This is a genomic window from Akkermansia muciniphila (assembly GCF_018709685.1).
Taxonomy (GTDB): Bacteria; Verrucomicrobiota; Verrucomicrobiia; order Verrucomicrobiales; family Akkermansiaceae; genus Akkermansia; species Akkermansia muciniphila_E.
In genome coordinates, this window is the sequence record NZ_JABDHQ010000018.1 from 1 (window position 1) to 25700 (window position 25700).

The 25700-nt window shown below is 57.7% G+C and carries 28 protein-coding genes; 22 read left to right on the forward strand and 6 right to left on the reverse strand.

Going from position 1 to position 25700, the window contains the following annotated elements:
* Window positions 1-34 precede the first annotated feature (34 nt).
* Together HHJ06_RS10255 and HHJ06_RS10260 are read left to right on the forward strand one after the other, a co-directional pair.
* Window positions 35-742, forward strand: coding sequence for a hypothetical protein (locus HHJ06_RS10255; RefSeq protein WP_215429420.1), 708 nt, complete (start codon window positions 35-37; stop codon window positions 740-742).
* Between the two features lie 95 nt (window positions 743-837).
* Window positions 838-1473 (forward strand): GyrI-like domain-containing protein, encoded by a 636-nt coding sequence (locus tag HHJ06_RS10260; protein WP_215429427.1) that lies wholly within the window; start codon window positions 838-840, stop codon window positions 1471-1473.
* Between the two features lie 19 nt (window positions 1474-1492).
* Here HHJ06_RS10260 and HHJ06_RS10265 read toward each other — a convergent pair whose 3' ends face one another.
* Entirely contained in the window at window positions 1493-1696 is a 204-nt protein-coding gene (locus HHJ06_RS10265) for a hypothetical protein (RefSeq protein ID WP_215429429.1), read from the reverse strand.
* Between the two features lie 261 nt (window positions 1697-1957).
* Here HHJ06_RS10265 and lepA point away from each other — a divergent pair, with 261 nt between their 5' ends.
* The 8 genes from lepA to HHJ06_RS10305 all read left to right on the forward strand — a co-directional run bounded on the left by lepA (window position 1958) and on the right by HHJ06_RS10305 (window position 12471).
* Window positions 1958-3757: a translation elongation factor 4 gene (gene lepA / locus HHJ06_RS10270; RefSeq protein WP_215429436.1), complete on the forward strand. Its 1800-nt coding sequence runs from the start codon at window positions 1958-1960 to the stop codon at window positions 3755-3757.
* Between the two features lie 97 nt (window positions 3758-3854).
* Entirely contained in the window at window positions 3855-4829 is a 975-nt protein-coding gene (locus HHJ06_RS10275; RefSeq protein WP_215429438.1) for a thioredoxin family protein, read from the forward strand.
* Window positions 4830-5207: 378 nt separating this feature from the next.
* Window positions 5208-6953, forward strand: coding sequence for a sulfatase family protein (locus HHJ06_RS10280; RefSeq protein WP_215429440.1), 1746 nt, complete (start codon window positions 5208-5210; stop codon window positions 6951-6953).
* 90 nt (window positions 6954-7043) lie between these two features.
* The gene (locus HHJ06_RS10285) at window positions 7044-8600 is read left to right on the forward strand and encodes a beta-N-acetylhexosaminidase (RefSeq protein WP_215429443.1); all 1557 of its coding nucleotides are present in this window, start codon (window positions 7044-7046) and stop codon (window positions 8598-8600) included.
* A gap of 122 nt (window positions 8601-8722) precedes the next feature.
* A complete protein-coding gene (gene cysS / locus HHJ06_RS10290) occupies window positions 8723-10138 on the forward strand; it encodes a cysteine--tRNA ligase (RefSeq protein WP_215429445.1) in 1416 nt (471 codons plus the stop codon).
* A 6-nt stretch (window positions 10139-10144) separates the two neighbouring features.
* Window positions 10145-10489: a cupin domain-containing protein gene (locus tag HHJ06_RS10295; protein ID WP_215429447.1), complete on the forward strand. Its 345-nt coding sequence runs from the start codon at window positions 10145-10147 to the stop codon at window positions 10487-10489.
* Window positions 10486-11421 carry a DMT family transporter gene (locus HHJ06_RS10300; RefSeq protein WP_215429448.1) on the forward strand — a complete coding sequence of 312 codons (936 nt, stop codon included), beginning with the start codon at window positions 10486-10488 and terminating at the stop codon, window positions 11419-11421. The genes HHJ06_RS10295 and HHJ06_RS10300 overlap by 4 nt, the downstream gene beginning before the upstream one ends.
* A gap of 396 nt (window positions 11422-11817) precedes the next feature.
* A complete protein-coding gene (locus HHJ06_RS10305) occupies window positions 11818-12471 on the forward strand; it encodes a PEP-CTERM sorting domain-containing protein (RefSeq protein WP_215429450.1) in 654 nt (217 codons plus the stop codon).
* A 91-nt stretch (window positions 12472-12562) separates the two neighbouring features.
* On the opposite strand, the gene HHJ06_RS10310 is transcribed toward HHJ06_RS10305, so the two are convergent.
* On the reverse strand, window positions 12563-14557 hold the full coding sequence (locus tag HHJ06_RS10310; RefSeq protein ID WP_215429452.1) for an ABC-F family ATP-binding cassette domain-containing protein: 1995 nt from the start codon (window positions 14555-14557) through the stop codon (window positions 12563-12565).
* An 83-nt stretch (window positions 14558-14640) separates the two neighbouring features.
* Window positions 14641-15144 carry a peptidylprolyl isomerase gene (locus HHJ06_RS10315; RefSeq protein ID WP_215429454.1) on the reverse strand — a complete coding sequence of 168 codons (504 nt, stop codon included), beginning with the start codon at window positions 15142-15144 and terminating at the stop codon, window positions 14641-14643.
* A gap of 208 nt (window positions 15145-15352) precedes the next feature.
* On the opposite strand from HHJ06_RS10315, the gene HHJ06_RS10320 reads away from it, so the two are divergent.
* The 12 genes from HHJ06_RS10320 (at window position 15353) to HHJ06_RS10375 (ending at window position 24468) form a co-directional block, all read left to right on the forward strand.
* Window positions 15353-16126 carry an Hsp33 family molecular chaperone HslO gene (locus HHJ06_RS10320; RefSeq protein WP_215429456.1) on the forward strand — a complete coding sequence of 258 codons (774 nt, stop codon included), beginning with the start codon at window positions 15353-15355 and terminating at the stop codon, window positions 16124-16126.
* Between the two features lie 117 nt (window positions 16127-16243).
* Window positions 16244-16813 (forward strand): hypothetical protein, encoded by a 570-nt coding sequence (locus HHJ06_RS10325; RefSeq protein WP_215429458.1) that lies wholly within the window; start codon window positions 16244-16246, stop codon window positions 16811-16813.
* The gene (locus HHJ06_RS10330) at window positions 16810-17868 is read left to right on the forward strand and encodes a hypothetical protein (RefSeq protein WP_215429460.1); all 1059 of its coding nucleotides are present in this window, start codon (window positions 16810-16812) and stop codon (window positions 17866-17868) included. The genes HHJ06_RS10325 and HHJ06_RS10330 overlap by 4 nt, the downstream gene beginning before the upstream one ends.
* Window positions 17865-18830 carry a GDSL-type esterase/lipase family protein gene (locus tag HHJ06_RS10335; RefSeq protein WP_215429466.1) on the forward strand — a complete coding sequence of 322 codons (966 nt, stop codon included), beginning with the start codon at window positions 17865-17867 and terminating at the stop codon, window positions 18828-18830. The genes HHJ06_RS10330 and HHJ06_RS10335 overlap by 4 nt, the downstream gene beginning before the upstream one ends.
* Before the next feature lie 67 nt (window positions 18831-18897).
* Window positions 18898-19305: a hypothetical protein gene (locus tag HHJ06_RS10340; protein WP_215429468.1), complete on the forward strand. Its 408-nt coding sequence runs from the start codon at window positions 18898-18900 to the stop codon at window positions 19303-19305.
* Between the two features lie 290 nt (window positions 19306-19595).
* A complete protein-coding gene (locus HHJ06_RS10345; protein WP_215429470.1) occupies window positions 19596-20816 on the forward strand; it encodes a hypothetical protein in 1221 nt (406 codons plus the stop codon).
* Between the two features lie 18 nt (window positions 20817-20834).
* Window positions 20835-21362, forward strand: a complete 528-nt coding sequence (locus tag HHJ06_RS10350) for a hypothetical protein (RefSeq protein WP_215429473.1) — start codon at window positions 20835-20837, stop codon at window positions 21360-21362.
* A 31-nt stretch (window positions 21363-21393) separates the two neighbouring features.
* Window positions 21394-22041, forward strand: a complete 648-nt coding sequence (locus tag HHJ06_RS10355; RefSeq protein ID WP_251841498.1) for a hypothetical protein — start codon at window positions 21394-21396, stop codon at window positions 22039-22041.
* Between the two features lie 302 nt (window positions 22042-22343).
* The gene (locus tag HHJ06_RS11810; protein WP_251841499.1) at window positions 22344-22634 is read left to right on the forward strand and encodes a hypothetical protein; all 291 of its coding nucleotides are present in this window, start codon (window positions 22344-22346) and stop codon (window positions 22632-22634) included.
* 191 nt (window positions 22635-22825) lie between these two features.
* Window positions 22826-23431, forward strand: a complete 606-nt coding sequence (locus tag HHJ06_RS10365) for a MarC family protein (RefSeq protein WP_215429474.1) — start codon at window positions 22826-22828, stop codon at window positions 23429-23431.
* Window positions 23432-23446: 15 nt separating this feature from the next.
* Window positions 23447-24151 carry an alpha/beta fold hydrolase gene (locus HHJ06_RS10370; protein WP_215429477.1) on the forward strand — a complete coding sequence of 235 codons (705 nt, stop codon included), beginning with the start codon at window positions 23447-23449 and terminating at the stop codon, window positions 24149-24151.
* A complete protein-coding gene (locus HHJ06_RS10375; RefSeq protein WP_215429479.1) occupies window positions 24148-24468 on the forward strand; it encodes a DUF3820 family protein in 321 nt (106 codons plus the stop codon). The genes HHJ06_RS10370 and HHJ06_RS10375 overlap by 4 nt, the downstream gene beginning before the upstream one ends.
* 36 nt (window positions 24469-24504) lie before the next feature.
* Here HHJ06_RS10375 and HHJ06_RS10380 read toward each other — a convergent pair whose 3' ends face one another.
* From HHJ06_RS10380 to HHJ06_RS10390, 3 genes are read right to left on the reverse strand one after another with little or no spacing between them, the layout of a single operon-like run.
* Window positions 24505-24858 carry a hypothetical protein gene (locus HHJ06_RS10380; protein ID WP_215429481.1) on the reverse strand — a complete coding sequence of 118 codons (354 nt, stop codon included), beginning with the start codon at window positions 24856-24858 and terminating at the stop codon, window positions 24505-24507.
* Window positions 24855-25085: a hypothetical protein gene (locus HHJ06_RS10385; protein WP_215429483.1), complete on the reverse strand. Its 231-nt coding sequence runs from the start codon at window positions 25083-25085 to the stop codon at window positions 24855-24857. The genes HHJ06_RS10380 and HHJ06_RS10385 overlap by 4 nt, the downstream gene beginning before the upstream one ends.
* Before the next feature lie 14 nt (window positions 25086-25099).
* Window positions 25100-25693: a DUF2589 domain-containing protein gene (locus HHJ06_RS10390; protein ID WP_215429485.1), complete on the reverse strand. Its 594-nt coding sequence runs from the start codon at window positions 25691-25693 to the stop codon at window positions 25100-25102.
* Between the last annotated feature and the right edge of the window lie 7 nt (window positions 25694-25700).

A 25700-nucleotide genomic window follows, 5' to 3' on the forward strand; every position in this document is an offset into this window, starting at 1 on the left:
CAAATGTAAATACCGACTCTTACTCCAAAAAGATATGAAGAAAACACTCTGCACCATTTTTCTTGGCGTGGCGGGGCTGGTAGCTTCGGCCTCCGCGGCCACTATCCAGCTGATGCCTGAAATCAGCGGTATTACCGGGAAAGGTCTCAGTACTGCCGGCCGTCTTCCCGGCAATGGAATTACATCGGCCGATGTCAAAAACTGGCTGGGCAGCAGTTCCGTAACTGACGGATGGTATTCCACCACGGGCAACGGAGACATGCAGTGGGGCAAGGCCTCCGTGAACGTAGCCAACCAGACAATCACCCTTCCCAATATGAACGGCACCCAGGGCGTCTGTGCCGGCCTGAAAATGACCATTGACAACATGCAGGCCTATGATGGCCTCTCCTTCAGTTTCAGCCTTACGCCTCCAGGCACCGGCCCTACGTTCACGTATTCCCTGTGGTATGAGACCGCAGACGGTGACATGGTGAATCTTTGCCAGGGAACCAGGGGCAACAATGCTTCCGTATGGAATGTTTCTTATGACCTGACGGATGAACAGATGTCCGCTTTGAAGACGAACGGCAATGGAAAGATTTACGCCGTTCTGGGCAGTACCGGAGGTACCGGCGGAAATAACGCCGTTATCACGGACATTTCCCTGGAAGGTACGCTGGCCGTCGTCCCGGAACCGGCTGCGGCATCCCTGGGATTGCTGGGGCTGGCCGCGCTGTTGATGCGCCGCCGCAGGGCCTGACGCATTCTCCGTGCTTCCTAAAAAGGCTGTTTTTCCCGTGGGAGGAACAGCCTTTTTATTCGTGCACGCTTCCCCTTTCCTGATAAGCTGTGCCCATGTCCCCTCTGGATTTTAAAAAAGAAGAAAAGCGCTTCTATCTCCCTCCTTCACACCCCGTGCTGGCGGACATCCCGGAAATGAACTTTTTCATGGTGGAGGGAGAGGGAGACCCCAATGACCCGGCAGGAGCTTACCAGCACGCCGTGGAACTGCTGTACGCCTTGTCCTATACCGTGCGCATGGGAGGCAAAAAAAAGACTTTCCCCATTCCGGATTACCATGAATACGTCGTCCCGCCGCTGGAAAGCCTGTGGTGGAACGGAGAAGCCGCCGCGCCTGCGGGCAAAAAGGATTTCCGGTGGTTATCCATGATCCGCCAGCCCGGCTTCGTCACGCAGGAGACCCTGTCATATGCGAAGGAGCAGGTCGCCAGGAATAAAACTCACCTGAATACGGAAGCCGCCCGCCTGGGCTCCCTGCGGGAAGGCCTCTGCGTGCAGTGCCTGCACACAGGCCCCTATGACGACGAACCGGCCACGCTGGCGCGCATGCACGCTTTCATGGAACAGGAGGCGCTCCTTCCGGACACGGAGGGCGCGCGCACCCACCATGAAATTTACCTGTCCGATCCCCGGAAAACTCCGCCGGAACGCCTGAAGACTGTTCTCCGTGTTCCGGTAAGGAATCGTTAAGCTTCCGTTCCGGGAGGCCTTATTCGTTGTCCATGAAGTAAGCCTGCAGAATGCAGATGATATGCAGGACAATGGGAACGAGAGCGAAGACGAACCAGTACAGGAGGCCGTAGGCTGCGCCCACCACCAGGAACCAGATGATGGCCTGGACGAAGTGGCCCTTGTACAACTGGCCGAGGCCGGGAACGAATAAACTTAAAATGGCTGCTAAAAAGGATTTCATATGCTGACAAAGTAAAAGTGGCTGCACGGAGAAGGACTCGCGTGCCTGCAGCTGTTAAGAGCCTCCCCTTCCCCTCCACGTTCAATCTACCGGTTCCGCCCCTGTCATGAATGACGGTTTTTCCGGAACGGGGAAAACCGGTGCGGCGCGGCCTGCCGGCAAGGAACGGCGGGCAGTCATGCTCCGGTCTTGACCGCCGCACGGGCTGTGTTACCCTCCCCGCGCACAGGGCACTCACGTTTTAGAAGGGTAGAGACCACCATGTCCATTGAACTGACTCGCAATTTCTCCATCATCGCTCACATCGACCACGGAAAGACCACCCTTTCCGACCGGTTGCTGGAAAAGACGAATACCATTTCCGAACGGGAAAAGCAGGATCAGCTTCTGGATGCCATGGACCTGGAACGGGAAAAGGGCATCACCATCAAGTCCCACCCCGTCACCATCTTTTACAAGGCCAAGGACGGAAAAACCTACAAGCTCAACCTGCTGGACACGCCCGGCCACGTTGACTTCTCCTATGAAGTGTCCCGTTCCCTGGCCGCGTGTGAAGGTGCCCTCCTCATCGTAGACGCGGCCCAGGGCGTGGAGGCCCAGACGCTCGCCAACATGCACCTGGCGATGGACCTGAACCTGGCCATCATCCCCGTCATCAACAAGATTGACCTTCCCAGCGCCAACCTGCCCAACGTGTACCGCCAGTTGGAGGACATCGTCTGCATCCCCCATGAGGAGGCCATCCATGCTTCCGCCAAGATGGGCATTGGCATTGACGACATTCTGGAAGCCGTCGTCCAGCGCATCCCTCCCCCCAAGACGCAGGAAGACGGCCTCCTGCGCGCCCTGGTATTTGACTCCGTTTATGACGCCTACCGCGGCGTGGTCTCTTATGTGCGCGTCATTTCCGGCAGCGTTCAGCGCGGCATGAAGGTGAAGCTCTTCGCCACGGATGAAGTGTATGAAGTGAAGGAAGTGGGCATTTTCACCCCCAAGATGACCCGCACGGACTCCCTGGAAGCCGGCGATGTGGGCTATATCATCGCCAACATGAAATCCGCGGCGGACGTCAAGATCGGTGATACCTACACGGACTACATGCGCCCGTGCCCCTCTCCCCTGCCCGGCTTCAAGGAAATCCGCCCCATGGTCTTTTCCGGCATTTATCCGGTGGATTCCTCGGACTTTGAAGCCCTGAAGGCCGCCATGGCCAAGCTCCAGATCAACGACGCCGCCTTCTCCTTCCAGGCGGAATCCTCCGTGGCCCTGGGCTTCGGGTTCCGCTGCGGCTTCCTGGGCCTGCTCCACATGGAAATCATCCAGGAGCGCCTGCGCCGGGAATTCAACATGGACATCATTTCCACGTACCCCTCCGTGATTTACGAGGTCACCAAGACCAACGGGGAGGAAATCAATGTGGACAACCCCAGCCTGCTCCCGGAACAGCAGGAAATTCAGGAAATCCGGGAACCCATTGTCAAGGTGTTCGTCATGCTCCCCGGAGAATACATCGGAGACATCATGCAGCTGGTCCTGGAAAAGCGCGGCAGCGTGACCAATACGGAAACGATTGACGATACGCGCGTGATGCTCACCTGTACCGTGCCTCTGGCGGAAATCCTGGTGGACTTCAACGACAAGCTCAAATCCATGACCCGTGGCTACGGCTCCATGGACTATGAGTACGCCGGCTACCAGGCGGCCAAGCTTATCAAGATGGATATGCTCATTGCCGGGGAACCGGTGGACGCCTTCTCCATGATCGTCCACCAGGACAAGGCCGCCTCCCGTGGCCGCGAGCTGGCGGAACGCCTGAAAAACGTCATTCCCCGCCAGCTCTTCACCGTAGCCATCCAGGCCTGCATTGGCGGCAAGATTATTGCCCGTGAAAGTATCTCCCCCATGCGCAAGGACGTGACGGCCAAATGCTACGGCGGTGACGTCACCCGCAAGCGCAAGCTTCTGGAAAAGCAGAAGGAAGGCAAGAAGCGCATGAAGGCCATCGGGAAAATCAACATCCCGCAGGAAGCTTTTATCAAGGTGCTGAAAACGGGGGACTGATTCCCGCATCCCACGCTTCTTCCTTCCCCGGGAAGAAGGGCCGGAGACTGCAAATTCCCGGTTGCGAACCGCTCCCGGTTATGCTATCAGATCAGGCATGAGTCTCCCCAGGCTATCCATGCTTCTGTTTGTCTCCGCCGCCCTGTGCTCCTGCGTGGGAACCTCTCCGGAATCAGGGAAACCGAAGGTGAAAAAAAGCCTTTCGGAATACATGCAGGACAATATGGCCAACTCCATCGCCAACGTTCCGACCGGATTGCTGGGCACCACGCCGGGCCAGCAGCAGGCCCACCAGCTCACCGCCTCCACGCAGGAGGAGATGACCAGGACGGACAGCGGCGCCGTCTACTATACGGACGCGCATGACCCGGAAGCCCCCATCCCCGGACTGGATGAAGCCTTCGCCCAGCGCAAGGAAAACGAACGCTGGATCCAGAGCTACCCCTCCGCCCTCCGGGAAGCCCAGAGCACCGGAAAACCCATCCTGATCTGGTTCCACCATTCCGCAGGCAGCCCCCCCAGCCGGAAGCTGGCGGCGGAACTTCTCCATACGAAGGAATTTGAGGACTGGGCGAAAAACAACGTCGTCCGGGTCTGTTACGACCAGGCGGAAAAGTTTGAAAGCGAACCCATTTTCAAAAAGCGCAGAAAAATGCTGGAATATGTGCAAAAGGCCCCTTCCCTGTTTGGCGTAAGGGGTACCCCCGTGCTGCTGGTCATGTCTCCGGATGGAACCAAGGTGGACACCATACGCGGTTATTATACGGGCCAGAACGCCCTTTACTTTGACCAGATCAAAAACAGCGTCAAACTGGCCGGGCAGCAATATGAGGAATTCAAGAAGACTCTCATACCCAAGGGATACCGAGTCTGGACGGGACTTAACGGGAACACTGTCTTCGCCAAGCTTTCACGCTACTCGGAGAAAGACCGCGCCCTCTGGCTCCAGGAACTGGACGGCCACCAGAGCAGGACGTCCCTGCAAAAAATCAGCCCCCAGGACAGGAAATGGCTTCTGGAACAGAAAAAGGCCCATGAAAACAGCAGAAGGAACGGGCGCCACGCTCCCTGAGGCGCCCGGCCCTTTTTCCCATCCGTACAGGAATGCCGCAACCTGAGGAAATCCGGCATTTCAGCGTTATCCTCCGCCACGCCATCCGGCGTGCAGGGAGGCATCCCCGCTGCCGGAATCTGCCGTCATGCCTTTCATTCGGGCCCGGGCCTCTTCCCTCCTGCCGCTCCGGCGGAAGAGGGCTCTTTTTCCCGCTTCCCGGCATTACTCCTATTTTTGTATTGAAATATAAAACTGATGTTTTATTTTTCCTAAAACTCTCTTCTGTCAGTTTTTTCTTTCGGGGCTGTGGTCTTTTTCCCCTCCGGAGACAATTTCCTTCCGGACAAATCACCGCTCCTGTTCAACCATTCACCTGTTTAATTCATAATCCCTACGATGAACCGTCATGCCGTCACCGCATTGATGCTTGCGGCCTGTTCCCTGCCAGCTTCCGCGGACCAGCCGCAGAAGCAGGCGCCGGACCAGCGCCCCAATATCCTGGTTATTGTTACTGATGACCACTCCTACCAGACCCTGGGCACCTGTGACAAGGATTCCCCCATGCCGTATCCGAACTTCCGCAAACTGGCGGATGAAGGCATGGTCTTTGACCGGAGCTACTGCGCCAACTCCCTCTGCGGCCCCTCCCGCGCCTGCATCTACACGGGGCGCCATTCCCATATGAACGGCTACCTTTTCAATGAACATGCGGCCCCTTTTGACGGTTCCCAGCCAACCTTCCCCAAGATGCTCCAGAAGGCCGGCTACCAAACAGCCATCGTAGGCAAGTGGCACCTGGAAGCCATTCCGCCGGACGCCAAGGGAGACACGTCCAAATATGAGTCCAATCCCACCGGGTTCGACTACTGGGAAATCTTTCCCGGCCAGGGCAATTATTTCAATCCGGATTTCATCACCCCCGGCAAAGACGGCAAACGCGTGGTGAAGACGGAACCCGGCTACGCCACGGAGCTGGTCACGCAGAAAAGCCTCAAATGGCTGGAACAGCGGGACAAGGACAAGCCCTTCATGCTCGTCGTGGGCCACAAGGCCCCCCACCGCTGCTGGTGCCCCTCCATCCAGAACCTGGGCCGCGCCAAGCAGTACGCGGACGCCATTGACCCGCCCGCCAACCTGGAAGATGACTTTGCGGACCGCCCGGAATTCCTGAAAATGACGGAACAGACGCTGCTCAACCATTTCAACGTCTGGTCTGACGAACACCTGATCAAGGACGTGGTGCCGGAAGACATCCAGAAAATGCTCTCCTGCCCGGAATCCAAAACCCTGCATACCAAGTATGACTGGGAAATGCCGGAATGGGTGCGCATGGACCCGCAGCAGAAGGAAGCCTGGTACAATTACCACAAGGCGCGCACCGTTCATCTCGTGAAGGATATTCAGAGCGGAAAAATCAAGACGCAGCGGGATATCCTGCTGCGCCGCTGGCGCCACTACATGGAAGACTACCTGGGCACCGTGCTCTCCGTGGATGAAAGCATCGGCCAGATCATGGACTACCTGAAGCAGAACGGCCTGGACAAGAATACGCTGGTTCTCTACTGCGGGGACCAGGGCTTTTACATGGGAGAACACGGCCTGTATGACAAACGCTGGATTTTTGAGGAATCCTTCCGCATGCCCCTCATCATGAAATGGCCCGGCCACATCAAGCCCGGAGTGCGCTCCGCCGCTATGGTGCAGGAACTGGACTACGCCCCCACCTTCTGCGAAGTGGCCGGAGCCGCCACCCCGGAAAACATGAATACCTTCCAGGGCCGCAGCCTCACCCCGCTGTTCAAGACGGGGGAACACAAGGAATTCACGGACCGCCCCCTTTATTACGCCTTTTATGAAAATCCGGGGGAACACAACGCCCCGCGCCACGACGGCCTCCGCACGGACCGCTATACCCTGTCCTACCTCTGGACGAGTGACGAATGGATGCTCTTTGACAATGAAAAGGACCCGGCCCAGATGCACAACGTAGCCGGCAAGGCGGAATATGCGGAAACCTTGAAAGAACTCAAGGAACTGTACGGCAAACTGCGCAAGGACTGCCAGGTGCCGGAAGGCTTCCCCGGCGCCACGGGCAAGCTCTCCGTCAAACCGCAATGGGACTGCGCCCCCTCCAAAAACTGAAAACAGCCATCATTCCGCCCTCCGGCACGCAATGCCGGAGGGCCGTAAAAAGAGATCATCCTCCCTAAACAACAATCCACACCACATGATATGAAAGCGCTTTTATTAGCGGCAGCGTTCCTCGGCTCCCTTTGCTGGGCCGGGACCAATCCCTACAACATCATTCCGGAGCCCGTGAAGGTAACCACGGCTTCCGGCACCACCAAGAACCTCAAAATCCTGAACGAGCAAAAAGTCTCCGGCCTGGGCAATGAAGGATATTCCATGAAGCTCACGCCCGGCGGCGTGGAGCTCCGCTACACCACCCCCAACGGAAAAGCCATGGCCATGGCAACCCTGTTCCAGCTTCAGGACCAGCTCGCAGACTCCCCGGAAGGCCTTCCCTGCGGCTCCATCCAGGACGCTCCGGACTTTGGCTGGCGCGGCATGATGGTGGACGTGGGCCGCTATTACTACCCCATGAAGGAGCTCTACAACTTCGTGGACGCCATGCACTACTACAAGTACAACGTCCTGCACCTTCACCTGACGGAAGACCAGGGCTGGCGCCTCCCCGTGCCGGGCTATGACAAGCTCCGCACCATCGGCTCCGTTCGGCCCTCCGCCCCGGAAGGCCAGAACAACTCCCTGCTGGCCAACGAAGGCATGTACACCAAGAAGGAACTCCAGGACCTGGTGGCCTACTGCCGCACCCGCGGCATCCAGGTACTCCCGGAAGTGGAAATGCCGGGCCACAACATGGCTCTGGCGGCCTCTTACCCCGAATTCTGCTGCAACACCAAGCGGGCCCAGTTATGGACGCACGGAGGCGTTTCCTCCAAGCTGATCTGCCCCCAGAAAGCGGGCACCAAGAAATTCCTCAAGGACACCTATGACACCCTCCAGCAGATTTTCCCCTTCGGGTACGTCCACATCGGCGGAGACGAATGCCCCATGGGCGACTGGAAAAAATGCCCGGACTGCCAGGCCGCCCGCGCCAAGAAGGGCCAGGGGGACGACGTGGAAGCCCAGATGAGCGACTTCACCAAGAGCCTGGGAGCCATGCTTGCCAAGAATAAGAAAAAGCCCATCCTGTGGTACGACATCAACAAGAGCTACTACCACAAGGGGGAAACCGTCATGTCCTGGCTACCGGGAGAATTCCCCCGTTGCATTGACAAGACGAAGGAACAGGGCATCGACCTCATCGTCACGCCCCAGTACAAGTATTACCTGGCCCGCACCCAGATGAAATTCCCGGCGGACGACGTGCGCGCCCGGCCCGGCGGCGGCCCCATCCTGCTGAAAGACTGCTACAACTTTGATCCCCGCAACGGGCGTGACAAGAACGACGTCAAGCACATCAAGGGCATCAACCTCTGCATGTGGGCGGAATGGATTCCCTCCGGAGAACTGCTGATGTACATGACCTATCCGCGCGCCATGGCCGTATCTGAAAGCGCCTGGGGCAGCCACAAGGAACGTCCCAGCCTGGAGGATTTTGAAAAGAAAATGGAAACGCACAAGAAGCGCTTCCAGAAGCGCTTCGGCTACACTCTGGAACGCACGGTGGAAAACAAGCCCTACCGGGAATCCTTCATCACCCAGGAAGAAATAGACCGCATTAACGCGAACTATAAGAAGGGCCAGCAGGGCGCTGGCAAATAACCTTTCCTGATCCCTCAGCACCATCCGGTTCTTCCAGGGCCGGGGACGCGGGCAGCCGCCAGTCCCCGGCCCTCTTTTTCCCGCTTGACCGGACGGCTCTCTTCCCTTCTAATCGTCCCGCCATGTTACACCTTTACGATACCCGCACCAGAACGGCACAGGACATTTCCCCCATGGATGGAAAAAGGCTGCGTTTCTACTGCTGCGGCCCCACGGTGTACGGGCCGGCCCACATCGGCAACTTCCGCACCTTTGTCATGCAGGACATTTTCCGCCGCGTCGTGGAGCTGGGCGGGACCCCTACCATGCACGTCCGCAATCTCACGGATGTGGATGACAAGACCATCCGTGATTCCCAAAAGGCCGGCGTTACCCTGGCGGAATTTACCGCCGGCTGGGCGGACCTGTTCCACCGGGACTGCACGGCCCTCAACTGCCTTCCTCCGCACGAGGAACCCTCCGCGGTAGGCCACATTCCGGAACAGATTCAAATGGTGCAGGCGCTGGTGGAAAAGGGCCACGCCTATGTCTCGGAGGACGGTTCCGTCTACTTCAAAATTTCCTCTTTCCCGGAATACGGGAAACTCTCCCACCTGGATGAACGTGAACTGGACCTGGGCAAAACCGCGAATGCCCGGTCCAACGCGGACGAATATGAAAAGGATTCCGTGGCGGACTTCGTCCTGTGGAAAAGCCGCCGTCCGGAAGACGGGGATAACTTCTGGCCCTCCCCGTGGGGAGAAGGCCGCCCCGGCTGGCACCTGGAATGCTCCGCCATGATCCACAAGTACTTCGGCAATGACTTTGATCTTCACTCCGGCGGCGTGGATCTGGTGTTCCCCCACCATGAAAACGAGGTGGCGCAGTCCCGCTGCGCCTGCGGCGGAGGTTTTGCGCGGCTGTGGTTCCACATCACGCACCTGCTGGTGAACGGCGGCAAGATGTCCAAATCCCTGGGCAACATGTACACGCTGGCGGACCTGGACAAACTGGGCCACAAGCCGTCAGCCGTCAGATACGTGCTGGCCGGCGGCTACTACCGCCGGCCGCTGAACTTCACCCTCTCCTCCCTGGATGACGCCAAAGCCGCTCTGAACCGCCTGTCCAAATTCGACGCGCAGCTCTGCAGCGCCTCCGGAACGGACTCCGTTCCATCCTATGAGGAATTCTGTGCGGCTCCCCCGGAACCGGGCATCTTCCAGCCGGCATGGGACAGCCTGAACGATGACCTGAACACTCCGGAGGCCCTGGGCCACGTCTTCAGCGCCATCAAAAAGGCGGATGTTCCCTCCCTGGCTCCGGAGGAAGCGCGCCGCATGCGGAATGCCTTCCACTTCATCCTGGCTGCCTTCGGCATCCTCCTGCCGGAAGAGGAACAGGAGGAAGCACCGGAGAAAGTACGCTCCCTGGCGGAACAGCGCTGGCAGGCCAAACAGAACCGGGACTGGGCGGAAGCCGACCGGCTGCGGGCGGAAGTGACGGAACTGGGCTGGACCATCAAGGACCGCAAGGACGGGTACGACCTGGCGCGCAACTGACCTGCCATGGACGCTTTTTCCCCTATCCCCAACCATACCGGCTTCACGGCCAGGCCCCTGTTTGCAGAAGCGCAGGGAGTCCTGAAAGACGGAGCCTTCGCCAAAATGGAACCCGGCGGAGGCGGCCCTCTCTCCCCGCACCGCCACGCGCACGCCCATCTGTTCATCGTTACCCGCGGAACGGTCACCGTCCTGATGGATGAAGAGGAAAAAACGGTCCGTGAGCATGAATCCCTGCTCGTGCCCGGCGGCGCCCTCCATGCCGTCTGGAACAGGAGAGCGGAACCGGCGGAAATCGTAGGCCTGACGCTGGAAGCCTCCTGCACTCCCCCAATCCCGTCCAACCGATGAGCTCCCGCCAGCGTACCCTGGGCCATGCCGCCGCCCTGATGACCATCCTGATCTGGGGAACCACCTTCGTTTCCACCAAGGTGCTTCTCCGGGACTTCACGCCCGTCACGGTGCTCTTTACCCGGTTTGTCATCGGATACGCTTTCCTCTGGTGCCTGAAGCCGCGGCTGCTTCCGCTCTCCGGCTGGAGAAAGGAACTCCTGTTCGCCGGAGCGGGCCTTACGGGCGTTACCCTGTACTTTCTGCTGGAAAACATCGCCCTCACGTACACCTTCGCTTCCAATGTGGGCATCATCGTGGCCGTAGTGCCCTTCTTCACCGCCCTGCTGGCCCACTTCCTGCTGAAAGGGGAAGGCTTCTCCCGGCGTTTCTTTCTGGGCTTCGCCGCCGCCTTTACGGGCATCTTCCTCATCATGGCGAATGGCGCCTTTGTGCTGGAGCTGAACCCGGTGGGGGATGTGCTGGCCCTGGGCGCGGCCTTCGTCTGGGCCGTGTATTCCATCCTGATGAAAAAAATCGGCGTCAACACGTCCAACATGATCATCTGCACGCGGCGAATCTTCTTTTACGGTATCGTGCTGATGATTCCGGCCCTGTTCCTCCTTCCGGTAAATATGGACTGGCATCTGATGGTGAAGCCCGTCAACGCCCTCAACCTGCTGTACCTGGGCCTCTTCGCCTCCGCCCTGTGTTTCCTGTCCTGGAACCGCGTGGTGGAAATCCTGGGAGCAGTCAAATCCAGCGTTTACATCTACATGGTTCCCGTCGTGGCCGTGGTGGCTTCCTCCATCATTCTGGGAGAACGCCTGACCTGGATTTCCCTGACGGGAATTCTGCTGACCCTCTGCGGCGTCACGATTTCCGAGTACAGGAAAAAAACGCGGAAAAGCTCACGAGACAAGGAAGAAAAGGCCATCCTGCAAAAAAGCTGATTCCGTCCGCTTCCGGCCCATGCCGTTTTCCATGAAGGGAAATGAACGGGAACCATTTCCCGGACAGGATTTCCCCTGCATTTCCGGTTTTTGGAAGCATGGTCCTCTTTTTCCTTCTACAGAGAAAAAGGCATGCCATGCGAGATGATGCCCTGTTTCAGCCAAACGTTCATTCTGTTACACCATGGAAAGATTCCTGCTACCGGATTAGATATCCGCAAACAACAAAATTTTTTGAGGAAAAACGAGTTTCACCGCAGGTAAAGGGGAAGAATAAGAAATACGGCCAAAATGCCATGAAGCGCCGTTTTCATGAATCCTTGATAATAAACTATTTTACTTACTCCTATTTTCCTTTTCCCATTGCCGGATATCTAATCCGCTAATATAGAATTCATGAAGAAGCTCCTTTCCATCTCAGCTTTTTTAATGTGCATTTCCGGGGGTACACAGGCAGCGACTACCCTGTATGAAACCCAGTTTCATCAAACCTCCATTAATGCGGACAGTGATTTTCTGGACGGCGCTTCCGTTACGCTCTCCAATCCCTCCACATCCCTTTCCGGCAACCTGGCTGCGAACCTCCTTGTTCCCAATGTCCAGATGCAGAATAACAACGCCGGATGGACCGTCACCTTTTCCTTCACGGCTGCGCAGGACATCACCCTTTCTTCCCTCAACCTTGGCTTCCAATTCGTCACCGGAACCGGCACACGGCACGGCAATACGGACTCCAAGACGGGAACCGCTACCGTTACGCTAACCGCCGGAGATTCCTCCGCTACGGCTGATCTGAATTTCGAGCGCGTCCAGGCCGACAAGGACGGCACGCCGACAGCGGATATCCAGCAGGCTTCCTTCAATACCCCGGTCACAGTCAAGGCGGGAGAAACCTTCACCCTTACCGTGAACGCCAAGGCGCCCAATACCGGGGGCACCTTCCTGGGGCTTTCCCAATTGGGCCTTCAGGGAGACGCGGTGCCGGAACCGGCAACAGCCTCCCTCAGCCTGCTTGGCTTGGCCGCCCTGCTTCTGCGCCGCCGGGTATAACCGCAGGCATCATTTAATCTCTGCTTTATTCCTGCACCAAAACAGGACCGCCCCGCCGGGGAACGGTCCTGTTTTTCGTTGAAAAATCCTCTTAGTTTCCGGAAACGTTTCTTTCCGCCTCTTCTTCAATGCGGGCTTCCGTCTCCTCAATCTTCTCTGAAAGATCAGCCCACTGCGTGAAGCAGGTTTCCAACTGGCGGTCCGCCTGCTGGAAGCGGGAGGTAAGCTCCATGACCGCCTCCGTATCAGCCGCCACTTCCGGGCGTTCCAGCTGGGAGGTAACCTCCGTCTTTTCCGTTTCCAGACGCGCTATCTCCGCTTCCAACTGTTCCAGTTTTTCCTGGAGGGGACGGAGCAGGCGCGTCTTTTTCTGGCGGATTTCCGCCTCCATGCGCCTGCGCGCCTTGCGGTCCACTCCGGCTCCCGGTTCACCCGCCCCGGAGGAGGAAGACACGGCAGAGGAAGCCAGGGCCTGGTCCCGCTCCACCTTTTCCAGATAATCGGAAACATTGCCTATGTAAACGCGCGGCTTCTCTCCCGGCACGAATTCCAGCACCTTCGTCACGATGGGGTCCAGGAAGCTGCGGTTGTGGGAAACAATGCAGTAGGAGCCCGGATATTCGGACAACGCCTGTTGAAGCACTTGCTGGGACTGGATGTCCAGGTGGTTCGTCGGTTCGTCCAGAATCAGGAAATTGGCCGGATGCAGCAGCATGCACACCAGAGCCACGCGGGAGCGTTCACCCCCGGAAAGCACACCCACACGCTTGTGCACGTCATCCCCCCGGAACAGGAAACAGCCCAGCAGGTTGCGCACCATGGGCGCGGATTCCCGCGTGGCTGCCGCCTCCACGCATTCCAGAACCGTTTTTTCCGGGTCCAGGTCATCGGCATGGGTTTGGGAGAAAAAGGCGATCTGCGTATGGCGGCCCATCGTCACACTGCCGGAGCTGGGCTCCTCCCCGCCGGAAATGAGGCGGGAAAACGTGGACTTGCCCGCGCCGTTTACCCCCACAATGGCGATGCGGTCCCCCTTCACGATTTCAAAATCCACATCTTCAAAGACGGAAATGGCGCCGTAACGCTTGGACACCTTCTCCAGCCTGACCACGGAATGCGCTCCGGCGGGAGGGGTGGGAAAATGAAAATTCATCACGGCGTCGTCCTCCTCCACCTCAATCAGCTCCACTTTTTCCAACTGCTTGATGCGGGACTGCACCAGGGACGCCTTAGTGGCCTTGTAGCGGAAGCGGTCAATAAACTCCTTCGTCTTGGCTATTTCCCGGTCCTGGGCCTTTTTCTGGCGCAGCAGGATTTCCTTTCGCAGCACGCTTTCCTTCAGGAAATAGGAGAAATTGCCCGCATACTCCTCCGCCCGGCCATGGTAGAAGGCAATGGTGCGGGAAACCAGGGAATCCAGCAGCGCCACGTCGTGGGAAATGAGGATGATGGCGCCCCGGTAGGTGCGCAGGTACTGTTCCATCCACCGCTGGGACTGAATGTCCAGGTGGTTCGTCGGTTCATCCAGCAGCAGTACTTCCGGCTCCCGGAGCAGCAGCTTGGCCAGGGCGATGCGCATCTGCCAGCCGCCGGAAAATTCCCCGCAGTCCCGTTCAAAGTCCCGGTCCTTGAACCCCAGCCCGCGCAGAATGGATTCCGTGCGGGGGCGGAGGCGGGCGGAATCATGGGCGTGCAGCACCAGCTCCAGTTCCCCGATCTCGTTGAGCACCTCGGAATACGCGGCGGAGCGCGGGTCCAGCTCCGCCATCTCCTTCGTCAGCGCGTCAATGCGCTTCTGGAGCTCCATCAAATCCGCAAAGGCGGACATGGCTTCATCAATGAGCCTGCGCCCGCGGACGTGGATGCCCTCCTGGGGCAGATACCCCACCTGGGAGTTCCTGGCCTTGATGATGGCCCCGGAATCCGGTTCATTAAGCCCGGCGATGCATTTCATCAGCGTGGACTTGCCCGCGCCGTTATGGCCCGCCAGGGCAATTCTTTCCCCATCCTCAATCGTGAAGGAAAGGTCATTAAAGAGAACGCGCGCGCCATACTGTACGCGCAGATTTTGAACAGCCAGAACCATGTACCGGAAAAGCAGAGAGAAGAAGGCAGCGGAAGGCGCGGTTAAAACGCCTTTCCGCCGCCTAGATGAAGTTGGAGGCAGCCTTATTTGCCCAGGGCCTTGTCCCATGCGGCAATGCGGTCCGCCTGCTCCGTGAACAAGTCGTCCGCAGCATCTTCAATGGTAATACCGGAAATGGTATCCCCCTGCCTGATGGAGTCCACCACGTCCTGGCCTTCCGTCACTTTGCCGAAGACGGTGTGCTTGCCGTTCAGCCAGTCAGTGGGAACGTGGGTGATGAAGAACTGGGAACCGTTGGTGCCGGGGCCCGCGTTTGCCATGGAAAGCACGCCGGGAGCGTCATGCTTGAGGTCCGGACGGCATTCGTCCTCAAAACGGTAGCCGGGACCGCCCATGCCCGTGCCGGTGGGGTCGCCGCCCTGGATCATGAAATCCGGAATCACGCGGTGGAACTTGAGCCCGTCATAAAACCCCTTGGAAGCCAGGTTCAGGAAGGAAGCCGCCGTCACGGGCGTCTTGGAAGCGAACACCGTGAGCTTGATGTCGCCCTTGGAAGTATGGATGGTGATATTCTTGTCGGTTGCCATGGGTGCATGTTAAACGCGCGGAAAGGCATGGTAAAGACTGTATTGCGTGCAGTCGCCGGGCCTGCGCCGTTATTTCCGCGCCAGTCTCCTTTTCCTTTTTTCCGGGGTGCGTCAAGGGAGCGGCAGCGCGGCGGCTACCTGTCATGATCCCCGCTAATGACAGGAGGAACGGTTGATTTTCTGCGGGGAAGAGCTGAATTTATATGATATGAGCGAAGAACTGGTAGAAGAATTCGTTACGGTTGAATCCATCTTTGTCCGGGAGCGCAACTGCCTGGTGCTGAAGGCGAAATTCTCCCCCCTGTTCACGGACTACTACCTCCATCTCATGCAGTACGGGCTGCGGAACGAGGAGCCTTACGACAGCCTCCTGAAAGAGCTGATGGCCTACTTCACCCTCTACATGGTCGCGCGCCCCTGGGCGGAACAGCACGCCTGGACAGTGAACCTGAAGACGCCCGCCGTGGCCAACCTGTTTGTCACGGGCTCCTCCCTGACGGAATCCGTGGTGGGCCGCATCTTCACGCAGGACATCAAGGAGCCGGAGGAAAACACCCTTTACGCCACCATGCTCCGCAAGGGTTTTGAACCGCGTTACTCCGTAGTTCCCATTCCTGGAACCACCCCCGCCCAGTGGGTGAAGGAATTCTACAAGCAGAGTGAACAGAGGAATGCGCGCTGCATAGAACTGCCGGATGAATGCTACACCATGGTGACGGCCCAGCCGGACGCGGATGAAGAATGGCTGGCCTCCCTCACCTGTGAAAAACTGGCCCATCTGGAAGAGAATGAAGACACGCGCGTGCTTGAAACGCGCAGGTTCCGCTTTTACTGCGGCTGCACGCTGGACCGCATCCTGCCGACGCTGAAGGCTCTTCAGGAACGGGAGGAAGACCTGTTCCAGGGAGAAGACGAGCTGGAAGTCACGTGCCCCAGATGCGCCGCCATTTACCGTGTGACAAAAGAAAATCTGGAAGATTGAGACATACATGATTTCTTTCTGACAATTAGCCTTTTCGGCAGCGAATTTCGTGCTTAAACTTCCTCCGTGCCGACTTGTCCGAAGTGTTTACATAATTTCCACCGCGGGGCGGAATCATTGTGCCCTCACTGCGGCTTTTCCCTGGAAAACCTGGACAGGAAATACGGCCGGGATTCCATCCCCTACCGCCGCGTATGCGACAACGCCGGAGCCCTCCGGCAGCAGGACCGCGTGAAGCTGAACGCCCTGCTGGAGAAGCTGGAACGCCGCATCCCCCCCGTTCTCCTTTCCGTTTATTTCCCCAACATTCTGGAGCCCTTCTCCCTCATCCCCCACAGCTTCTGGATGATGAACCACCTGACGGTGGACGAGGCCGGCTTCCCCAACCACCGCGGGCCCCTGGACCCGCAGTGGCTCCTGATCCTGGTGCTGGACGTGCGCACGGACACGGCCTGCTTCATGTGGGGTTATGAACTGGACCCGTACGTGGAGCCGGACCTGATCAACAAATCCATCATGAAGGCCCGCATCCCCCTGCGGGAAAGCATGCTGCTCCAGGCCGTGGGATCCATCATGAAGGATGCCGTCCAGCTCGTAGCACGGAAAGCGCGCTCCAAGGTCAGGCACCCCATGCGCTACGGATTGACGCCCCCTCTCCCCGCGGACCGGAAAGGAGGCGGCGCATGAAATTCCCCTTCCTCCCCTTCCTGCTGACAGCGGCCGTGTGCGCGGCCACGGCCCAGGAGCTTCCGGCCCTGAAATGGACGCCCCGCGACCAGCAATCCCTGATGAAGGGAACCTGGTGGGACGCCCATGCCCCCCTGCTGCCTCCCGTGGATGCAGTGGCCTCCCCTTCCTCCTCCGCGCCGGAGCCTGCCGCCAGCACGGACTCCCCCGCCGTGGACCCCGTTCCGGAGGACTTTACGGACGTGAACGAATACTTTCTTCCGGACTACATCCGCACCTCCACCGGGCTGATCGACCCCCAGAAGCTGCTTACGGAAGTGGAGAGCAATGACGTCATCGAACTCATCAAGCTCATCAAGTCCCGGTACAACGTCAACCTGTTCGTCAGCATCTTCGCCGCCGGGCAGAAGGTGCCCCCCTCCGTCAATGCCCCCACCATTGCCCGCCAGATTTTCAGGAACAAGGAGCGCAACCTGCTGCTCCACTTCCACATGGGCGACATTAAAAGCGCCCAGATTGCACTGGACCCGGAACTGAGCGCGCAGCTTGGGGATGCGGGGCGCCGGGACCTCCTGTACCAGGTGAAGCAGGACGCCTCCCGCTTCACCCACCCGCAGGACGAACTTATTGAAGCCATGATCTCCCTGGCGCGCAGGACGGAGGCGGACATGGCCTCCGCCCCCAAGCCCACGCTGCCCGCGCTGGACCCGGACAACCCCGCCAGCATCCCGGAGGCCAACATTACCATTAAGGAGCCGGAGGAAGCGCGTGAATCCCACCTCCACGCCATGATGAAGGCCTGGATGTCCTTCGCCCTGGCCAATGTAGCCGGCATCATCCTGCATGTCTCCGCGCTGGCGGCCGTGGTGGTGCTGTGGCTGGTCTGGAAAAACAAAAGAGTGGTGCATCTGCTGCCGTCGGAACCGGACAAGCGCCTGGGCGCCCCGCACGGCGCCTCCCAGAGCCGCCCCGTGAACTACTGCATGCAGGACGGCCGCGGGCCGGACTCCATCGGCCGCAGGCAGATGCGCCAGCACATGCGCGACGTCTCATGACAGAACCTTCTCCACCCCCCGGGATCCGCGCCGTCCTGAACGGCGCCGGAGAACTGGAACTCTCCACGGTAAACGCCCCTCCTGGCGCAGTCGTCCGCATGGACATAAATGCGGACTCTCCCCGCATGCTCTGCACGCAAGGCCGTTACCTGGCTCCGGTGCAGGCCCCCCCCGGCACGCGCATCCGTTACCGCCTGTTTCAGGGCAGGCGCGGGCTTACGGAACCGGAAACCTTCATCATGCCGGGCATTCCTCCCGCCCAGCCTGTGCCGTCCACGCTGATTCCCTGCACCCAGAACCGGGATTTCATGATTTATGACTGGCCCGCGCGCCATGAAGCCGTGTGCCGCCTGGTGCGGGAAACGCATCCGGACCTTCTCTTCATCGGTGACTCCATCACCCACTTCTGGGGAGGGCCGCCTGTGGACGAGCCCCACCGGGACATCCTCCAGAAATCTCCGGAAACATGGAACCTGTGCACGGCGGGAATGACGGCGGCCAATCTGGGCTTCGGCTATGACCGGGTGGAAAACGCCCTGTGGCGGCTCCGCCACGGCGAGCTGGACGGCGCGGCGGAAAATGCCGTCTGCGTGATCCTCCTGGGCACGAACAACCTCACGGAAAACACGGACGCGGAAATCCTGGAAGGCGTCCGCGCCGTCTGCCGGGAAATCACCGGAAGACTGGAAAAAGCCGCCATCATCCTCCAAGGCTTCTACCCGCGCAACAGCGCGCGGGAAGGCACGGCGGAACGCATTGCCTCCATTAATCTTCTCCTGAACCGCCTGGCCGCGGAACAGGGTTTCATTTACACGGAACCGGGCCGCGTCATGGCGGACGCCTCCGGATACGTTCCGGAAGAACTCTCCAGCGACGGCCTTCATCCCTCCGCGGCTGGTTACGAACGCATCGCCGCCGTGCTGGCACCCGTCATCAGGCAGGCGGCGGAACGGAAAAAATAAAGCCGCCAAGAAACCGGACGCGCTTTCCGGTGTTTTTCCTCATAGAAACCTCAGCAGAAATACCACAATGAACGAACAGGACGATACAAAACTCTGGCAGATTCTGGGCCATGCCTCCCAGCCTGCGCCGGGGGATGATTTTGCCCGCAAGGTCATGATGCGTATTGCCGGGGAAGAAAACGTCCCTGCCGTTCCGGTGGAATCCATCCTCCACTTCAAGCGGCACTCCTTCCACATCTGGGGGGCCGCCGCTGCGGCCCTGGTGGCAGCCGTCATCGGCATTGCCGCCCTGATGGAACCCTCTGCTCCGGAAACGGCTCCCATGTCCTTCGCCACCATGAACATTGACGATGTGCTGGTGGAAGAAGCCGGGCTTGCCCTGGGCCAGGAAAACCTGGTGGACGCCCTCTGCGTGCTGTCCTCCACGGAAACGGGCGTCATCTCCTCGGACAACATCCAGGACCTCCTTCTGTAACTCCGGAAACGGGAGCATTCTGCATGCCCGGCGACCGGGAAAACTCCCCGCAGGGCAATTCGGGTTTCTTTTTCAGGAACCCGGAGCACCCAGGCACAGGAAGATCCGGAACACATCCAAACTACTGGAACTTAACTTGGCGGGTGCTGGATAGCATCCGCCAATTTTTATATAAACCGGTTGATATCTTCCCTCTCATCACGTATGAGGCGTCTTGTTGCTGGCCCAGGAACTCTTCATGATTCCCGGTGAACTAAACGTTAGTTCGGAAACAAGAAACGATCAGGAAAATGAATAACTATATTCCTCTAAATAAGGCTGTTGGTCCCGTTTGCATCTATGATGGAAGTGAACCTCTCATTGACAAGAAGCTTGGTGTAGAAGCCACGGAATGCCGCTTTGACGGCTCGGAGTGCGAACACGCTTCCTGCTCCGGAGCTCCGGAAATGTTTATCAAGGTGGAAGAGGACGGCCTTTACTATTTCGGCCTTGAAGCAGACGACAAGGGGTTCCTCAAAATCGCGGGTGAGGAAGTCTGCGTCAAAGATGGTATTCCCCCTCACGGACGCCTGGAACTGGCCACCGGGTCAAGAAACCTGAAAGCGGGCTATTACAAGGTTACTCTTCTGTGCATCAATGAGGGATATTCTCCTACCAGCGGCAATGCGATTGCCTTCAATGTAACGATGGACAGGGAACCCATCAAGGAAGGCGATTATTCCGGCAATTCGACAATGAAGCGCACCTTTTCAGCATCCCCAAAGATGAAATTGTGGACCATCGTGAAAGAGGCCACCATCACCTGTGAAGAATCCCAGGAGGTGGAAATCGGATTTGACGAAAAGGAACCGACTTTTTCCAATGAAGGGGGAGATTGCATCACCACGCCTATCATGCCCAAAATCTTTGTTACGGCGTGTAAGGATGAAGTAGCCGATGTTTGGAGGCTCCGGGTTGCCCATGTTTCCTGCGGTACTGAGATACTGATTCGCACGGGAGGCTATCGGGACGCTCTTGTCAATCCACCGACAACGGAAGGGGAAGCCATCATAGCAGTTGAGTGTATGAACGGAGAACAAGCCAGGGGAGGTGTTTTAGGTTGGAGCACCAAAGAAGCCAGTATTGCTCATGAAGAACACCACCGCCAGCAGTGGAAGGAATCATACCAGTTTTACTGGAAACATTTAAAGGTTCAGGAAGAACTGGAAAAGGAAAGCGTCTCCTGCAAGGAATACCCGGATATGGACCAGGCATTGGAAGCGATGAAGAAGGCCGTTACCGATTGGGAGAAGAAATTCCAACAAGAAGTCTGGGCCTATGTCCAAAAACTTCCGGATGATGCGAACAGCCGTCCTTATTGTGCAGGGCAAAAAGTCTTGAATGAAGCGACCAGGAGTGTTATCGCTTTAGCGGATGCCAACGGCTGGACCCGGGTTCCCCGGAACGTCACGGTGCCGGGAGTAACGGAACCCGTGTGTTTCCTTCCCCCGGTCAACGGTGAAGAAAACTGAATGTTTCCTTATTAAATCATGAACAAAGCCTGTCTCTTCGTCAATTTGTTGGTTGGCGTGTTGCTGGCCGGAGCCGCTCTGGGCGATCAGGCGGACAACGGCCTGGAATGCACCATCAAGATGGAAAAAACTTTCTTTGACGTAAGAGACAGGCTACGGGATTTTACGCTCGTTTTTACCAACAAGGGAAAAGAGCCGGTCCGGCTTTATGATGGTTTTTATCCTGAGCCAACTTTAGGTCCTCATATCATGATAAAACTTTGGAGCCAGCAAACAGGGAAGGAGAAGAAAGAAGTTGGCTCGTATCTAGGAGCCTACCACGTTAACCCGATGTTTCAGGACATCCGGTTTATTACCTTGAAGCCCGGAGAAAAACACGAAGTCCCCATTAAGGACGTTTACTTGCTGGTGGAATTTCTCCCTGAGACGCTGCGTTTGTCCAAGGGAGAAATCTACTTGCTGGAAGTGGAGTACATGGATGAGCGCGGCGAACCGGGAGTTCGCAGGACATACAAGGGAGAGACAAAATTCTGTACTAAGCCTTAACAAATGATTAAAATATCCTCGCTTATATTCGATGAGGGAGGATTTTTCCTTTGTGGAAGCCAGCTCATTTCCTGGGGACTCTCCGGGCGACGGCCAAACTCTCGCTGTGATGAAAAAAATCTTCCGGTATTTAGGAATTTTGGGTTGCCTGTCCCTCCATGCAGCAGCATGGGGGGATACGGCTGACAACGGAGTGGAATGCTCCGTTGTGATGGAAAAAACCCTGTTTGACGCGAGAGAGGCTTTTCCGGACTTCAAGCTAGTGTTCACGAACAAGGGCGAAAAGACCGTTCGCCTTTTCGACGATTTCTATCCCATCAAAGGATATGGACCCAATATCCACATCGAAATATGGCAAAAGGAAGGCGGGAAGAGATTTGGGAAAAGAGTAGGAAAAACAGAAAATCCTATAGCTTGGTATGGAGCCGGGTATCAAATTGAACGGGCAGCGGACTCCATACGCTTCATCACGTTAAAGCCCGGTGAGAAGCATGAGGTGCCTATCAAGGACGCTTACCTGTTGCTGGTGTATTTCGAACATCTTCGCAATGGAAAGAGGTACGAGCTTGAAGTAAGTTTCAGGGATGGATGGGCGGAACCCGGTGTTCGGAGAAAGTATGTAGGAAGATCTGATTTTAACACGATGTGTAGATCACCCAAAGGTGCCTTTCCGGGTTAGTAGTTTTATAGGACTCTCCGGCCAACATTCAAGTTCGCGCTGTGATGAAAAAAAATCTTCCGGTATTTAGCACTTCTGGCAAGCCTGTCCCTCCACGCTGCGGCATGGGGCAACGGGATCGAATGTTCCGTGATGATGGAAAAGACCAAGTTTGACGCAAGAGAGACTTTCCCGGACTTCAAGCTGGTATTCACGAACAAGGGCGAAAAGACCGTGCGCCTTTTTGATGACTTCTATCCCCTCAAGGATTATGGCCCGAATATTTTCATAAAGATTTTTTTTTAACGGGAAACGGGAAGAAGATGGACAAACCCACAGCTTGGTATGGAGCCGGGTATCAAATTGAACGAAGAGCTAACTCCATACACTTCATTACGTTACAACCGGGAGAAAAACATAAAGTGCTCATCAAGGATGCGTATTCATTGTTAGTCTATCTTGGTCCTTTTCCACGTCTTTTCAACGGAAAGAAGTACGAGTTGGAAGTAAGCTTCCGGGATGGATATGGAGAGCCGGGGATATGGAGAAAGTATGTGGCCAGAAAAGATTTTGAACCAGTAAGCCGATCCCCTAAAGGAGTTATTCCTCAATAGCTGTTCCCCGCCTCCTTAAAAATACTATGGCATTCTACACAAAATCTGCCGGGATCCTTAAACCGCTTTCCAGATGTAAGGCCCCTGTTCCGGCTCTGGTGAAGAAAACAGCCAGCCAAACGGGGAAAATTTCCGCTGGCGGCGGTTCTCTTTGACGCACACGCCCGTATCGTTTACAACGGGCGTATTCCATGCAGGATTTCCTTTCCACCGTTATTCTCCTGTTCATCGTCATTGATCCCGTAGGACTGGCTCCGATGGTTCAGGGCATGCTGAAAAAGTATTCTCCGGCCCGGCAGAAGGCCATTCTGATGCGTGAACTTGTGTTCGCGCTGAGCCTGTTGCTGCTATTCTTCTTTTCCGGCAAATTCCTGCTGAACCTGCTGGGGCTGGAACCGGCCACCCTGAATATTTCCGGAGGCATCCTGCTATTCCTCGTGGCGCTGGGCATGGTATTCCCGGCCAAGGACATGCTTGCCTCCGCCGGACGCACGGCAGGCCAGGACGAGCCTTTCATCGTTCCCATCGCCATGCCCCTGATGGCCGGGCCTTCCTCCCTGGCCATCATCATGCTGCATGCTTCCCAGAGCCCGGACAGCATTTCCCAGATGACCTACGCCGGGGCCATCGTGACGGCATGGCTCCTTTCCGGAGTGGTGCTTTTCATTGCGCAGAGGTTCCTGCGCCTGCTGGGGGAAAAGGGAACAATCGCCCTGGAACGGATGATGGGCATGGTGCTCATCATGATTTCCGTCCAGATGTTTATGAATGGCCTCGCCGGATACGGCGTGAAATAGGAAAGGGCTTTCACCATGCTTTGGCTCCTGCACGGCAACCTGGGATCTCCGGCGGACTGGAAGCCCGCCATGGAAGCCCTGCGCGCCGGAGGAATAGAGGCCCGCGCCCTGAATCTATGGAAGTATCTGGAATGCTGCCCCAAGAGCCTGGAGGACATGGGGCGCGTGCTGTGCTCTGAAATAGCCGCCCAGGACAAGCATCCCTGGCTCTGCGGCTATTCCCTGGGAGGCAGGCTGGCCATGCAGGCCGTTCTGGCCCATCCCCCCCTCTGGAAAGGCGCCGTATTCGTCAGCGCCCATCCCGGGCTGGAAGATGAAGCGGAAAAAGCCGCGCGCCGCGCAAAGGATGCGGAATGGGCCGTCAAATGCCTTTCCGCCCCATGGGAGGATTTTTTAAAGGAATGGGACGCGCAGGCCGTGTTTGGCGGAGAAGCGGGAAATCCTGACCGCTCCTCCCTGAAACCGTGGCGCAAGTCCATCTCCCGCGCGTTTATTGACTGGTCCGTAGGCGCGCAGAAAAACCTGGCCCCGCTCCTGCGCCAGTCCCCCGTGCCCCAGTTGTGGATAGCCGGAGCGCGCGATCCCAAATTCGCCGCCCTGGCCCGCCGGGCGGCGGGGGAACAAGCCGTCATCATCCCCCACGCCGGCCACCGCCTCCCCCTGGAAGCTCCGGCACGGCTGGCGGAAAGCCTTCAACAATTCATCCTGCAAAACCCATGAACGATCCCAAAATACCGGACGCGGAAGATTTGAGAAACCTGGTGGAGGAAATCGCCCGGACCCACGTCCCCTTCGGCATGTACGGCCCGGCCAAGTACCCGCCCCAGGGGTGCCCGCTGATGGACGTGCCCCAGGAGTACCTGGCATGGTTCCAGGCCAAGGGCTTTCCCAAGGGAAAACTTGGCCGCCTGATGGAACAGTGCCTGCTACTGAAGGGTAACGGGCTGGACCCGCTTTTTGACCCCTTCCGCAAGGCCAACGGCGGACGGACGAAGAAAAACGGCCGCCGCCGCGTGTGGGATTTTGAGAACGAATAACCTTCCCTCCGGAAGGGACGCATCTTTTCCGGGGAATCAGGAGGAGGGAACGAGCCTCACTTCCCGCCTTGTCCTGTCCTCTTCCGTGACGGTCAGCACATAAAATACCCCGTCCTCCTTCTTCCCGCGCGTGACGATAATGGTCAGGGTGCCGCGGGACAGCTTCACGCCATCCTCCGGAACGGAGACAACGCCCAGTTCGCCCAGCAGCTCAAGCGCCCTGGCTCCGTCCCTCACACGGATGGTCTGGCCGTCGCCTGAAATTTGCTTCTTCACGTCCTGCCAGGCGGCGGCCAGCTGGCCCGGCTCCCGCTGCTGCATCTCCGCCTGGGAAAGGGGAGGCAGAGCCATGCAGAGCACGGCGGCCAGCATCATCAACAGTCTCTTCATGACAGGGAGGCGGCAGGAAGCTGTTTGTCAAGGGTAGCCTGGAACTTTTCCAGGGCCTGCATGGCGTGGTCGGAAGACTTCCGGTCAATGGAAAGCTTCAGCCCGCAGTGGGGGCATTCAATGCCGCCGGACAACAGGTCCGGAATGGTTGTGGGGAAATACACACCGCATTTGGGGCAGTCAAGCCCCGGAGTGCGCTGGTAGGAATAAGTGGTTTTCTGGTCCATGTTTTTTCTTTCAATTAGTTATTTTTCTCCTGGGAGGGAGAGTCTTCATAATGCGGCCTGGAGGTCAGCTGGAGGAATTGGGACAGGCCGGAAGGCATGTCCGCCTGCTGCATGGCTACATGGATTTTCATGTTCGCCTGCAGGGAGGAAGAGGCGCCCCCCCTGCCGGACTGGGGCGCCAGGGAAGCCCGGAAGTTCAGGCCGTCACCCTGCCCCTGCCCGGCGGAGGAATCCACCTCGCCCTTGTTCAGGGAAAAGCGTTCATCCGGAGCGGAGGCAACCGCGTCAATGATGTTGATGTCAAAGTCAAAGTCCGCCTGCTTGATTTGCAGCAGAGGCAGCGTCACCAGGCTGATGAGCGGCACGCTGACTTTCTTCTCCGCGCCGCCGGAAGCGTCGCTGTCCGTAAAATTAAAGCTGATGAGCCTTAACGCCCCCGTGGAACCGTCCGCGGGATTGTAGGACTCAAAAGCCAGGGACATGAAATGCTTCATGTAGCGTTCCGTGGACATCGCGTCCGCATCAATCGTCGCGACCAGCGGGGCCGAGATCAACTGCTGCAGGCTCATGATGTGCCCGTTCACCTTGTTGTTTGTAGAATCACTCATAATAAAT